The sequence below is a fragment of the Streptomyces griseus genome (assembly GCF_001715295.1).
GTDB lineage: Bacteria > Actinomycetota > Actinomycetes > Streptomycetales > Streptomycetaceae > Streptomyces > Streptomyces griseus_G.
In genome coordinates this window covers 1,982,678-1,995,664 of record NZ_MDKB01000002.1, presented here as the reverse complement: position 1 = coordinate 1,995,664, position 12,987 = coordinate 1,982,678, and the positions used below count along the sequence as shown (strand labels likewise).

10 protein-coding genes are annotated in these 12,987 nt (G+C 73.3%); all 10 read right to left on the bottom strand.

The genetic code is table 11. The annotated features are described in order from the left end of the window. Positions 1 to 156 precede the first annotated feature (156 nt). Positions 157 to 411, bottom strand: a complete 255-nt coding sequence (locus tag BA175_RS15460; protein ID WP_069171840.1) for an acyl carrier protein — start codon at positions 409 to 411, stop codon at positions 157 to 159. 109 nt (positions 412 to 520) lie between these two features. Further along, the gene (locus BA175_RS15455; RefSeq protein WP_079159578.1) at positions 521 to 2,269 is read right to left on the bottom strand and encodes a phytoene desaturase family protein; all 1,749 of its coding nucleotides are present in this window, start codon (positions 2,267 to 2,269) and stop codon (positions 521 to 523) included. A 120-nt stretch (positions 2,270 to 2,389) separates the two neighbouring features. Next, complete coding sequence (locus BA175_RS15450; protein ID WP_069171839.1) at positions 2,390 to 3,106, bottom strand: 2-hydroxychromene-2-carboxylate isomerase; 717 nt, start codon at positions 3,104 to 3,106, stop codon at positions 2,390 to 2,392. A 60-nt stretch (positions 3,107 to 3,166) separates the two neighbouring features. Then, positions 3,167 to 4,168, bottom strand: coding sequence for a hypothetical protein (locus BA175_RS15445; protein WP_069171838.1), 1,002 nt, complete (start codon positions 4,166 to 4,168; stop codon positions 3,167 to 3,169). Positions 4,169 to 4,183: 15 nt separating this feature from the next. Then, positions 4,184 to 5,008 carry an alpha/beta fold hydrolase gene (locus tag BA175_RS31165; protein ID WP_175420828.1) on the bottom strand — a complete coding sequence of 275 codons (825 nt, stop codon included), beginning with the start codon at positions 5,006 to 5,008 and terminating at the stop codon, positions 4,184 to 4,186. Between the two features lie 293 nt (positions 5,009 to 5,301). Further along, positions 5,302 to 6,507, bottom strand: coding sequence for an NAD(P)/FAD-dependent oxidoreductase (locus tag BA175_RS15435; RefSeq protein WP_069171837.1), 1,206 nt, complete (start codon positions 6,505 to 6,507; stop codon positions 5,302 to 5,304). Further along, the gene (locus BA175_RS15430) at positions 6,504 to 8,294 is read right to left on the bottom strand and encodes a non-ribosomal peptide synthetase (RefSeq protein ID WP_069171836.1); all 1,791 of its coding nucleotides are present in this window, start codon (positions 8,292 to 8,294) and stop codon (positions 6,504 to 6,506) included. Before BA175_RS15430 ends, BA175_RS15435 begins: the two co-directional genes overlap by 4 nt. A gap of 51 nt (positions 8,295 to 8,345) precedes the next feature. Then, positions 8,346 to 11,372, bottom strand: a complete 3,027-nt coding sequence (locus BA175_RS15425; RefSeq protein ID WP_069171835.1) for an amino acid adenylation domain-containing protein — start codon at positions 11,370 to 11,372, stop codon at positions 8,346 to 8,348. A gap of 30 nt (positions 11,373 to 11,402) precedes the next feature. Continuing rightward, positions 11,403 to 12,227, bottom strand: coding sequence for an SDR family oxidoreductase (locus BA175_RS15420; protein ID WP_069171834.1), 825 nt, complete (start codon positions 12,225 to 12,227; stop codon positions 11,403 to 11,405). A 47-nt stretch (positions 12,228 to 12,274) separates the two neighbouring features. After that, the gene (locus tag BA175_RS15415; protein WP_069171833.1) at positions 12,275 to 12,976 is read right to left on the bottom strand and encodes a thioesterase II family protein; all 702 of its coding nucleotides are present in this window, start codon (positions 12,974 to 12,976) and stop codon (positions 12,275 to 12,277) included. Positions 12,977 to 12,987: the final 11 nt, after the last annotated feature.

Sequence of the window (12,987 nt, the reverse complement as noted above, 5' to 3'; positions counted from 1 at the left end):
GTCGCGGCTCCGCTCCGCGCTGCCGGAACGCCCGGACGTGCGGGCGTTCCCCCGCCGTGCGGTGCGGTACGTCGCCCGCGTGTGCGGGCGTCGCCGTGCGGTGCGGTACGTCGCGTCCGGCGCGGGCGCCGGTCCGCCAGGGGTGACGGGACCGCTCTACTTCGCGTCGATCGACTCCTGGACCACGGCGTAGACGCCGTCGAGGTTGACCATCCGCTCCAGCTCGGACTGGTCGATCGTGATCTTGAACTCCTTCTCGAGGCCCGCGAGGATCTCGATGGCGCGCAGCGAGTCCGCGCCGTACTCCTCCTTGAAGAGACCCTCGTTGGTCACCTCGTCCTCCTCGAGCTCGAGGATGTCGCAGACGATCTCCTTGATGCGGGCCTGCTGCTCGACGATGGTCGCGCTCATGGGAATCACTCTCAGTTCTTCAGGGATGGTGAATGCTTGACGTGATGCAGGGGTGTTCATCGGTTACCGCTCGGCGGTGAGCGGGCGGTCGCCCGCGTACCGCCGGATCTCAGCCGGGGGTGCCGGCCGGTTCCCGGGCCGCTGTGCCGGGTCCCGGGCGGGCCCGCCGGGAAGAGCCCCGGCAGACCTCCCTCGGGTCCCAGCCCTCCGGCCGGTCGGGGAGCAGGTCCGGGTCTCCGGACACCACTCCCTGCCGGCCGAGCGCGAGCAGCGGACGGCCGAGAATGTCGGAGGCGCACGAGATGCCGCCGAGCATGACGCCCGCGACACCGTTGCCCGCCTGGGTACTGGCACCGACCACGTGCAGGCCGGCGATGTGGGTCGCCGTGCCCGGCCGGGCCGTACCGCCCCATTCGGCCATGCCGAAGGGGGTGCCGCCGGAGGAGAGGGTGTACCGCTCGTGGGTCAGCGGGGTCGCCGCCTCCAGGTGCGTGATGTGGCCCCGCAGCGGGCCGATCGCCTTCTCCGCCGCGCGGAGGGTCGCCTCGGTGAGTTCCCGCTTGCGGCGCAGGTACTGCGCGTCGCGCCGGTAGGAGGTGCTGTCACCCTCGATCCCGTCGGCGGCGCCCCACCACTCGTAGTCGGGCGGGCAGAGCGTCATGACCTGGAGGTTGGCGTGGCCCGGTGGGCACAGGGCGCCGTTGCCCGGGTCCTTCAGCGAGGCGAACGAGCAGAAGAGGAAGGGGACTTCGCCTATGTCACCGGTGCGGGCCCGGTCGAAGTAGCCGTCGATGTCGTCGGTGTCGTACCACCACAGGTTGGCGTTCGGCCGGTCGCGCAGGTCCGTGTCGAGGCCCAGGTAGAGCACCAGCCAGGGCATGCCCATGCTGGCGTTCCTGGTCCGGTTGGCGAGGGACTTCGAGAAGTGCTCGGCGCCGACCAGGTCGAGGACCGTGCGGCGGTAGTCCGCGTTGGACACCACCAGACCGGCGGTGATCGTCTCGCCGCCGTCCAGACCGACGCCCGTGACCTTGCGGTCCTCCACCAGGATGCGCCGCACCCGGGCGCGGGTGCGGACCTCTCCCCCGTGCGCCTCGATGACCTCGACCAGGCCGGCGGCCAGCGTCTGGCCACCGCCGGCCGGGTAGTAGGCGCCGCGGAGGTAGTGGTCGGTGACGCTGGTGTGCCGGGCGACGGTCGCCTGACGTGGCGTCAGACCGTAGTTGGGGGCCTGTGCCGCGAGCACCGTACGCGCCTTCGGCGAGAGGCCGCAGTGCTGGAACAGGTCGTCCAGCGTGCGCCTGCCCCACTCCCGGACGGCGACGGTGCCGTTCGCGATGTCCGCGGGCGACCAGGTGTGCGACTCGAACAGTGCCGAGCGCTGCTCCTCGCCCACGGCCTCGCAGATCCCGGTGAAGGTGCGCAGCCCCTCCGCCTCGTCCGGCATCGCGGCGACGAGCCGATTCCGGTACTCGGACCAGCCGGCCGGCATGTCCACGGAGGCGCCCGGCACCCGGATGAGGTCGAAGCCGCCGCGGTCCATCTCCAGGAACTCGGTCCGGTCACCGAGGCCGAGTCCGCCCAGGATGGACGGGATGACTCCGCCGGGCGCGCAGTCGCCGAGGTAGTGGACCCCGACGTCGAACTCGTAGCGGCGCTTCCTGCGGAAGACGTGGCTGTTCCCGCCCACCACCGAGAACTGCTCCAGCACGAGGACGCGCCGGCCGGCGGCCGCAAGGTAGGCGGCGGTGGTCAGACCGCCCAGGCCGGCACCGACCACGACGGCGTCCCAGCTGCCGCCGCCGGCCGGACGGCGTGCGGCGCCGCCGGTGGCGGTGTCGTCGGGGTTGCTGTCCACAGTCGTCTCCTCGTCGCGTTCCGCGGATGCTTCTTCGGTACTTCGCCTGAGAGCCCGTCGGGTCACCCGGGAGGCTCTGAGGCCGGTGGCCGCGTTCCGTGCCGCGGCCACCGGCCGGTATCAGCCGCAGCCGCCGGCGTGGCCCGCGTCGCCGCCGGCCGCCAGCAGGTCGGCGTGGCTCGCCGGGTCCGGGACGCCGGTCTTCCCCGCGACGGGCAGCCCGGAGCCGCGCAGGGCCTGGACGAACGGCGCGACGCGGTCGACGCCCCAGAACTTGTCCCGGCCGGTGATGAAGAACGGCACACCGAACAGGCCGTCGTGCGCCGACTCCGCGAGCAGGGCCGCGCCCCGCTTGCGCAGGTCGGCGTCCTGGGCCGCGGTGGACAGCCGTACGGCGTCCAGGCCCAGCTCCCGCGCGATGTCCGCGATCACCTCGGGCTCGGAGATGTTCTTGCCCTCCTGCCAGCGGGCGCGGTACGCCGCCGCCACGAAGTCCTTGCCCCGCCCCTCGTCCTCGGCCGCTATCCAGGCGAGGTGGGAGACCTCCCAGCACGGCTCGCGGTCGATGGGCCAGGTGATCTCGGCCAGTCCGCGCTCGGTGGCGAGCCTGCGGGTGTCCTGCAGGATGTAGAAGTTCTTCGCCCGGCTCATGGCGACGATCGGAAGGGTGACCCCCTCCTCGGCCAGCAGCCTCGCGGTCTCCTCGTCCGGCTCCCAGAACGGCAGCCACTCGATGGCGTCGAGGACCTCCGGGTGGGTGGCCATGAGATCGCGGTAGGCGAACCAGGAGTACGGGCTGCGCAGGGAGAAGTACCAACGCGGTGGGCGTTTAGCCATGGGGTTCCTCCGGGGCTCGGTCGTCCGGGGCGTCGATGTCCGGGACGGGGGGCGTCTCGGTCACTCGCCGCGCAGGGCGCGCAGGACCTCGTCGTCGAAGACGGTCATCTGCCACTCGGCGTCCGGCGACTCCTTGTGGCAGTAGCCGTGGGTGATCGAGCCGGTGGCGGTCCGGACGAGCTCGCCGTTCCGCACGACGTAGAAGTCCACGCGGGAGGTGTAGAGCATGTCCTTGAAGACGGACTCCACGGTGTAGACGGTGTAGAGGTCCTCCTCCATGACCGTCTCGTCCGTGAAGTGGATCTTGCACTGGGTCACGACGGGGATCCAGCCGCGCTCGTCGAGCATCCGCTTGATACTGATGCCGCGCGAGGCGACGAAGACGTGCTTCGCCTCCTCCATCTGCCGCAGGTAGCCCGACATCTGCATGCGCTCGGTGAAGTGGCAGTAGTAGTACGGGACCCGCCACTTCCAGCCGACCGCGTTGTCGTCACCGATGATCTCGGCGAGCACGGGGTCGGTGTCACTGTTCTCACCGCGGTGCAGGGCGCCGGCGAAGTCGTCGGACGGGGTCGCGGCGAGCGCCATGGGCTTCTCGGTGGCGAGCCGGTCGACGACGAAGCGGCGCAGCTCGGCGGGGAGCGGCTGCGGGTCGTCGACGTTGGTGTCGCGGCGCAGCAGGACCCGCAGCTTGGAGCTGACGGCCTTCTTCGGCGCACCGTCGCGCTCGACGGTCGCGGTGACCGCGAAGACCATCGCGGTGTCGGTGTCCTTCGTCTTCGGCGTCACTTCCAGCAGGACGTCGTCGTCGAGCATGAGCACCGTGTGCAGCCGGGTGTCGAGGCCGGCCACGTCGAAGTTGACGCCGTGGACGAGGAACAGCTCCTGGGCGCCGAGGCCGACGGCCCGGAAGTGGTCGAGGACGGCGGCCTCGAGCAGGTAGTTGACGCACTTGAAGCCGATGGCGGTGTTGATGTTGCCGCCCTCGTAGGGCGGCCGCATGGTGACCGAACTCGGTTCGTTCAGCAGCTTCTTGAGCGCGACGTCGGACAGGGTGGTCATCGTGTGCTCCCGTACTCAGTTGACCGCCGCCGGGGGGTGCCCGGCCGGCAGGGTGGTGAGGAATTGCTGGACAGCGAGCGCGAACCGCTCGGGGCGCTCGGTCATCGGCGAGTGGCCGCAGTCCTCGATCCGGTCGACCGAGGCGCGGCCCAGCGCACGGGCGAGGGCCTCGCCCTCGGCCGGCGGTGCGACCGTGTCGCCGGTGCCGATGACGATGTGCACGGGCAGGTCGATCAGGTCGGTGGCCAGGAACGGCGTGCGCAGGTAGGCGTCGAGGTAGCGGACGGCCCAGTAGGGGCCGAGCCGTGCACAGGCGAGTTCCGCCATGTCGGCCCGCACGTCCGGTTGCAGGCGGTCGCGGGCCGTGAGCCGGATGTACTCGTCGGCGCTGCGGCGCATGGCGTCGAGCGTCCTCGGCAGCTGGGTCCAGGTGAAGTCGGCCGGGTCCTCACGGAAGAACGGCGAGACGAGTACCACGCCGCTGATCCCGAACCGCTCCCGCGGGTCCACCCCGGCGGCGACGGTGTCGGACAGCAGGGCGAGCAGCAGGATCGTGGCGTAGGAGTGCGCGATCACCACCCCGGGGCCGCCCGGGACCCGGTCGACCGCCTCGCCGACCCATGCCTTCTCGTCCCGCTCGGTCACCGCGTACGGGCCGCCGGCCCGCCACGGCAGCCCTGCCGTCCACAGGTCGAGTCCCGGCGGCCGGTGCGCGACGAAGGCGTCCCAGCAGTTCTCGCCGCTGCCGAGACCGTGCAACAGCAGGGCTCGGTGGTCCGCCTGCGCGGGCACACCTCGCTGTCGGAGCACGAGCGGCTCGACATCGCTGTTTCGGAGCACCGGAAAGCCCTTCGAAGGATGGGGAACACCACAGGGACGGCGGGGCGAACGGCCCGTGCCTGACAGCCGGCCGGCGATCGCCCGCAGAAGCCGCCGACCTCGTCCGACCGCCGGACGGTCCGTGCTCGGCGGTCCGTCCGGGCGTCCCGGAGGAGAGGCGCGCACGCCTGCGGGAGGTGTACGCGTTCCTGCGCGGAAAGCCGTCGGCCGTGTCGGTCGGACGTCGGTTCGACGTGGTCCGATCGTGCCGGAGGAGCACCGGGGGACGACAGGGCCTTTACAGCAAGCTGCGACTACAAAGACTTCCAAGCGGCGACGGTGTCGTGGGCACCGTCCGGCGTACCCGCCGAACGCCGGGCCGCGAGAAGGGCCTTGGGCCAGTTCACCGTCAGCGCGGCGTACAGCCGCGGACCGTGGTGGTAGGCCACGGCGAACCGCCGGCGCGGCCCGTCGGCGTGCACCACGGTCACCTCCGCGCCGGGGTCCGGGCGTCCGAGCAGGGCGATCTTGCCCCCGTACTGGTCGGACCAGACGAAGAACTCGTGCCCGCAGGCCACCGGGACGGGCTCCAGGAGGTTGCGGACGACGACGGCCGCCTGCTCCACCGTGTTGGTCCAGTGCTCGACCCGCAGATGCCGGCCGAGCCGGGGGTCGCGGCACCGGGCCGCGTCCCCGACCGCGTACACCGTCCGCCCGGCGTCGACGGCGCAGAACTCGTCGCTCAGGATCCCGCCCCCGTCGTCCAGCGGGATGCCGGAGCCGGCCAGCCAGTCCGTGGCCGGGCGTACGCCGACCCCCACGACGACCGCGTCCGCCTTCAGTACGGTCCCGTCGGTGAGCTCCACCCCGGTGACCTCGGGCGCGCCGGTCAGCGCGGCGACCGAGGTGCCGCACAGCAGCCGTACGCCGTTGTCGGTGTGCAGCCGCGCCAGTTCGGCGGCGACCTCCTCGCCGAGCAGTCCGGACAGCGGGGCGGGCAGCGCCTCGACCATCGTGACGCCGATCCCGCGCGAGCGGGCGGCGGAGGCCACCTCGGCGCCGACGAAGCCGCCGCCGACGACCACCACGTGCCCGGAGCCGCTCAGGCCGTCCAGGCGCGCCCGCAGCTCCAGCGAGTCGGCCAGGGTCCGCAGCGGGTGGACCCCGCGGCGCGGCATCCCCGGCAGCGTCCTGGGGACCGCTCCGCACGCCAGGACCAGCTTGTCGTAGGTGAGTTCGGTGCCGTCGTCCAGGCGCAGCACCCGGTTCGCCGGGTCCAGGGAGGTGGCGGCCGCAACGTGCCGCTCCGCCTGCCACTGCGCCGGGTCGCCGAGCGACGCCCGGTCGGGCGTCCACTCGCCGGTGAGGATCTGCTTCGACAGCGGGGGCCTGTCGTAGGGGGCGTCCGGATCCGGGTCGACGAGCACGACCGGACCGGTGTGGCCCGCCTGCCGCAGGCCCTCCGCGACCCGGCTGCCGCCGAGGGATGCGCCGACGATCACGACGCGGCCGGCGCTCACAGGGCGGCCCCGTCCTCGACGAGTCGCGCGGCACCGGCGTCCACGCCGGCTGCCCGGCCGGCGAGGGCGCGGGGGGTGCGCAGGTCCAGCACGTCCCGCAGTCCGAAGGTCCAGCCCTCCTTGCGGGCCCGCCCGGCGAGGCGGACGGCTCGCAGGCTGTTCCCGCCCCGGGCGAAGAAGTCGTCGTCGAGGTAGACCACCGGCAGGTCGAGGACCTCGGCGAACAGCTCGCACAGCCGGGTCACGGCGGGGCTCTCCGGTTCGGCGCCCGGCACCTCGGCGTCGGCCGGAGGTTCGGGCAGGGCGGCCTGGTCGAGCTTCCCGTTCGAGGTCAGCGGGAGGTCGCCGACCACCATGATCCGGGCGGGCACCATGTAGGCGGGGAGCACCTCGGCGACGGCCGCACGCAGGCCGGCGGGGTCCACGGCCGCCCCGTCCTCCGGTACGGCGTAGCCCGCCAGGTACCGGTCGCCGGCCCGGTCCTCGCGTGCGACCACGGCGGCGAGCCGCACTCCGGGAAGGGAGCCGAGCACCGAGCTGACCTCGCCGAGCTCGATGCGGTAGCCGCTGATCTTCACCTGGTCGTCGGTGCGGCCCAGGTACTCCAGGACTCCGTCGGGGCGCACCCGGGCGATGTCGCCCGTACGGTACATCCGGCCGCCGCCGAAGGGGTTCGCCACGAACCGTCCGGCGGTGAGGCCGGGCCTGCGCAGGTAGCCGCGGGCGACCTGGCCGCCCGCGATGTACAGCTCGCCCGCCGTCCCGCTGCCGACCGCCGCGAGCCGCTCGTCCAGCACGTACAGCTCGGTGCCCGGCGTGGGCACGCCGATGGGGACGGCGCCCGGGGCGGTCTCCTCCTCCGGCTCGATGCGGAACACACAGCATCCGACGGTCGCCTCGGTGGGACCGTACTCGTTGACGACCGCCGCGCCGGGGTGCGCGGTGCGCCACTGGTCGACGACGTCCCCGCGCAGCATCTCGCCGCCCACCACGAGCTCACGGGTGGGCGACAGCGAGCCCGGCAGGGCGGCCAGCAGCGGGAGGTGCGAGGGGGTCGCCTTGACGAAGCCCGGCCTCTCCTCCTCCGGACCGGCCGCCGGCTCGCGGTCCAGGGCCGCGACCCGGACGCAGCCGCCCAGGAGGAGCGGCCCGTACAGGGCGGTGACCGTGAGGTCGAAGGCCACCGGGGAGTGCAGCAGCGCCCCGTCCGCCAGTCCCGGGTACTGCGCGCACGCGAAGTCCAGGTAGCGCGTCAGGGTGTCGTGCTGCACGGTGACGCCCTTGGGGCGGCCGGTCGATCCGGAGGTGTAGATGACGTACGCCAGGTTGTCCGGGCGCAGCGGCGCGGCCCGGCAGGCGTCCGTGGGGTCGTGGTCCGGAAGACCGGCCGCCTGCGCCGCGGCGACCGCCCCGGCGACCGTCAGGGTCTCCGGGCTCCCGCCGGCGCCGCGCGGCGCGGCCCGCTCACCCAGCACCAGACCGAGTCCGGTGTCCTCGATGATGAACGCGGTGCGCTCCGCCGGGGAGTCGCTGTCGATCGGTACGTAGGCCGCGCCGGCCTTGAGGACACCGAGCAACGCCACCACCAGGTCGGCCGACCTGGGCAGCCGCACACCGACCAGGCGCTCGGGGCCGGCCCCGCAGGCGATCAGGTGGTGCGCCAGCCGGTTCGCACGGGTGTTGAGCTCCGCGTAGGTCAGCTCCTGCCCGCCGGAGCGGACGGCGGGGGCGTGCGGCGTGCGTGCCGCCTGCTGCTGAAAGAGGTCGGGCAGGAGCGATTCAGCCATCGTGTCTTCCATCTTTCGGAACGGGACGCTTCGTGCTCGCGGGTGCGCGCTTCACGCGCGCCCGGCGGCCAGCTGACGGATCGTCGGGGACATGTACAGGTCCCGCATGGGGACCGTGGCGGCCCCGCGCCGGCGCAACGCCGCGCCGACGCGCATGGCCAGCAGCGAGTTGCCGCCGAGGTCGAAGAAGTTGTCGTCGGGTCCGACGGCGACGCCGAGCACCTCCTGCCACACCTCCAGCAGGGTCGAGGTGAACTCGTCCTGCGGTGCGGCGGGCTCCGGGCCTTCCGCGGCGGCGACGGGCACCGGAGCGGGCTCCACCGCCGGCGCGTGGGCGGGCCGGGGGAGCTTGCGCGCGTCGAGCTTGCCGTTCGGCGTGAGCGGCATCCTGTCCAGCGCGGTGACGGTCGAGGGGACCATGTACGCGGGGAGGTACCGTGCGGCCCGCTGCCGTACCCCGGCGGTGTCGCCGTCGCCGGCCGTCACCACATAGGCGTCGAGCTGGGCGGTCGCCGGGTCGTCCGGGTCGGTGCGGTTGAGGACGACGGCGGCGGCACCGACCTGCGGGTCGTCCAGCAGTACGGCCCTGATCTCGTCGAGCTCGATGCGGAAGCCGCGCAGCTTGACCTGGTTGTCCAGCCGGCCGAGGTGCTCCAGCCGGCCGTCGGGCAGCAGCCTGCCCTTGTCGCCGCTGCGGTACATCCGCTCCCCGGTGAGGGGGTCGGTGAGGAAGCGCAGCGCGTCGAGGTCGGGCTTGTTGAGGTAGTGCGCCGCGACTCCGGCCCCGCCGACGTAGATCTCGCCGGCGACACCGACGGGCAGCGGCCTGCCCTCCGGGTCGGCGACCCGCACCCACCAGCCGGGCAGGGCGTGCCCGACGGACCTGGATCCGGTGAGCGCCTCGTACCGGGTGACGGTCTGCGCGGTCACGTGCACGGTCGTCTCGGTGATGCCGTACATGTTGACGACACGGCACCCGGTCTCCGGGTGCCGGTCGAACCAGGGCAGCAGCATGCGGGCTTCGAGCCCTTCTCCGCCGAAGACCACCAGCCGCACCGGGACGGGTTCGGCGCCGTCCCGTTCGACGTCCATCAGATGGGCGAAGGCCGACGGGGTCTGGCTGAGGACGGAGACCCGCTCCTGGACGAGCAGCCGGTGGAACTCCTCCGGGGAACGCGACACCCAGTAGGGCACGACGACCAGGCGGCCACCGGTGAGCAGGCAGCCCCAGATCTCCCAGACGGAGAAGTCGAAGGCGCTGGAGTGGAACAGCGTCCAGACGTCGTCGGAACCGAGTGCGAAGTCCTCCAGGGTGGCGGCCATCAGGCTCAGCACGTTCACGTGCGGGATGACGACGCCCTTGGGGCGGCCGGTCGACCCGGAGGTGTAGATGACGTACGCGGGGTCGTGCGGCCCGGTCGCCGAGGCCGGCGGGCCGTCGACCGTCCCCGGCGTCAGCCCGGCCAGCTCCGCCGTACCGATGACGCGGACGGCCTCACCGCCGGGGAAGTCGGCACGGTCCGTGACGACGACGGCGAGTTCCGCGTCCGCGGTCGTGTACGCGAGCCGCTCCTGCGGGTAGGCCGGGTCCATGGGTACGTAGGTGGCGCCGGCCTTGAGCACGGCGAGCAGCGTGACGACGAGTTCGGCGGACCGTTCCAGGCAGACGCCGACCCGGTCGCCGTCGCCGACTCCGAGCCCGCGCAGCGCGTGGGCGAGCCGGTCGGCACGGCCGTCGAGCTCGCGGTAGCTGAGCCGGGTGGACTCGAAGGACACGGCGACGGCATCCGGACGGGACGCCGCGATGGCGGCCACGGCCACGTCGATCCGCTCCGGCTCGAACCACGGCAGGGGTGCCGGCCGGCCGAGTTCCGCCGTGGCGGCCCGCTCGGCCTCGTCCAGCAGGGCGACGTCGGCGACCGGGGTGCCGGGCGACTCGCAGAGCGCCCTGTGCACCCGCGCCACGTGTCCCAGGAGCCGGTCCGCGATGTCGGGGTGCAGCAGCCGCGGCGAGTGGTCGCAGCGCAGCAGCAGGCCACCGGCGCTGTCGCGGGTCACGGAGACGGTCACCGGGAACGGGGCGCGCTGGAACGGCAGGTAGGTGTCCGTGCCGGGGTCGTCCGCGGATCCGAGGCCGACGGCGACGGTCCCCACGGCGGGGAACGCCTCGAACTCCCCGTCGGCGGCCACGAGTGCGCGCCGGAGTTCCTCGGTGTACCAGGCGGGGCCGGCGGCGAGGGCGGTACGGACCCCCTTGTGCACCGTGCCGAGCGTGTACGCCGGGCCGGCCTCGACGGGCACGAGCGCGACGCCCTCGACGGGCCGCGGGCCGGTGGCGTCGGTGACCAGCGCCGGGACGAGCGGCCGGACGAGTCCCTCGTACCGCGCGAGGACGAGGCCGAGGGCGGCGGCCCAGCTCTCCGGGTCGCCGGCGGGGTGCCCGGCGGGCAACGGCAGCGTACGGGTCTCCCGGACGTCAGGGCCGTGCGGCCGGCCCAGCCCCCAGTCCGGCCGGTCGCCGAACTCGCAGTCGGCCAGTCCGGCGGCCTGTGCGACGGGGTCCGGGGCGGGGAGGGCGTCCGCGGGGGCGGCGTCCGGCGCGGCGGGCGCGCGGTCCAGCACCTCGTCGGCGAACCGGCGCAGGGCGACGGCGCCGAGAGCCGCCCGGTGGGCGACCACGACCAGGTCGGCGACGCCGTCGGTGTAGGTCAGGAGCACCCCGCGGACCGCCGGGTCCCGGTGGGCGACCAGCGGCCGGTCCAGCTCCCGGGTACGCCACCGCGCCGCGTCGGACGAGTCGGAGCGGCACGGCACCGCCTGCGGCCACAGCGTCGCGGCTCCGGGGAAGAGGCCCGCCGCCGGGCCGCCGGCCACGAGCTCCGCGGCGCGCGCGGCGAACCGGTCCGCCAGCTCGTCCCGCGCGTGCGCACGCAGCGGTCCGGTGATCCGTGCGCTCAGCGCGTGGCACACCGCGCCGGGTGCTTCCCGGCCGCTCTCCCTCGCCCGGTCCCGGGAGGGGACGACGGTACGCCGGGCCGGGGTGAGGGCTGCGACGGCGTCCTGTTCAGAGATCGACACGACTGGTTCCCTTGACGTGGTTGCGGTGCTTCACCGGGCGGTGAAGCCACCGTCGACGGTGAGCACGGAGCCGGTCACCTGAACGGACTCGTCGGAGGCCAGCCAGAGGGCTGCCCCGGCTACGTCCTCCGGCTCGATCAGCGCGTTCATGGGCTGCGACTGCACGAAGGTCTCCTCGCTCTCGGAGACCGGGAGATCGAGTGCCCTGGCGATCTCCCCGAGCATCCGCCCCTCGGCCCGGCTGTCGTCCCGGATCGATCCGGGGCACAGGGCGTTGACCCGTACCTTCAGCGGCGCGTAGTCGAGGGCGGTCGCCTTCGTCAGGCCGATGAGCCCGTGCTTGGACGCGGCGTACCCGGCGAAGTTCCGGTAGCCGACGAGGCCGGCGGTGGAGGCCACGTTGATGACGCTGCCGGACCGCTGGGCGAGCAGCAGGGGGCCGACGATCGAGGTCATCCGCCAGGCACCGGACAGGTTGATGTCGAGCATCACCTGCCACTCCTCCTCGCCGACCTCGTGGGCCGGCTTCCCCGACGGCGCGACGATGCCCGCGTTGTTGAGGAGGACGTCCACGCGGCCGAACCTCTCGCAGGTCCGGTCCACGGCCGACCGCAGGGCGGCACGGTCGCGGATGTCGGCCTGCGCCGTGAGGACGGCCGCCCCCTCCCGGCGGCACAGCTCGGCCGTGTGCGCGAGCTGGCTGGCCGTGCCGAGCGGGTAGGGCACGCCCTCGATGTCGCCGCACACGTCGAGCAGGGCCAGGTCGGCGCCCTCCCGGCTGAACGCGAGCGCACAGGCACGGCCGACACCGCGTGCGGCGCCCGTCACGATGACGGTCTTTCCTTGCAGGCGCACCAAGTCTCCTTAACGTTGGGGGCGGCCGGTGGACTCGCCCGCCGCACTCATCCGGGGACGACGTCCGCGAGCACCCTGATCAGGGCCTCGGTGTTGTCGACCAGGTACATGTGACCGCCCTCGACCTCCACGAGGTCGAAGGCCTTGTCGGTGGCCTTGCTCCACTCCAGGGCCTGCTCGGGGCTCACGAGGGTGTCCGTGGTGCCGCGTACCGAGGTGATCGGCACGGGCAGCGGCGTGTCGGACAGGGCGAGGTAGCTCTCGTGCATCTCGACGTCCGCCCGCAGCGAGGGGAGCAGCAGCTCGCGCATCTCCGGGTCCTCGAGCGCTTCGTGCCGGTAGCCGGCGAACTCGCGCACCCTTTCCAGGAACTGGTCGTCGTCCAGGCCGCTCGCGCCGTTCTCCCGGCGGGTCCAGGGACCGGGCGAGCCGCTGACCACGAGCGCGGCCAGGTCGACCCCGTCGGTCGCGGCCAGCCGGTGCGCGAGCTCGTACGAGAGGACCGCGCCGAGACTGTGGCCGAAGAGCACGACCGGGCCCGCGCCCGAGACCCGCTCCAGCACCTCGGGCATCAGCCCTTCGACCGCCACGGCCACGTCCTGGTAGGGCTCCTCCGCGAAACGCTGCTCGCGGCCCGGCAGCTGTACGGCCGCGAGGTCGAAGCGGTCCTCGCAGAGCGGGACCCACGGGCGGAAGACCGACGCGCCCGCTCCGGCGAACGGAACGCAGAGAACCATTGCTCGTGCCATCTCAAAACCTC

Excerpts from the sequence above, each read along its gene's own strand:
- BA175_RS15415 (WP_069171833.1), bottom strand. The coding sequence starts at position 12,976 with ATGGCACGAGCAATGGTTCTCTGCGTTCCGTTCGCCGGAGCGGGCGCG.
- BA175_RS15460 (WP_069171840.1), bottom strand. The coding sequence starts at position 411 with ATGAGCGCGACCATCGTCGAGCAGCAGGCCCGCATCAAGGAGATCGTC.
- BA175_RS15445 (WP_069171838.1), bottom strand. The coding sequence starts at position 4,168 with ATGACCACCCTGTCCGACGTCGCGCTCAAGAAGCTGCTGAACGAACCG.
- BA175_RS15450 (WP_069171839.1), bottom strand. The coding sequence starts at position 3,106 with ATGGCTAAACGCCCACCGCGTTGGTACTTCTCCCTGCGCAGCCCGTAC.
- BA175_RS15430 (WP_069171836.1), bottom strand. The coding sequence starts at position 8,294 with ATGGCTGAATCGCTCCTGCCCGACCTCTTTCAGCAGCAGGCGGCACGC.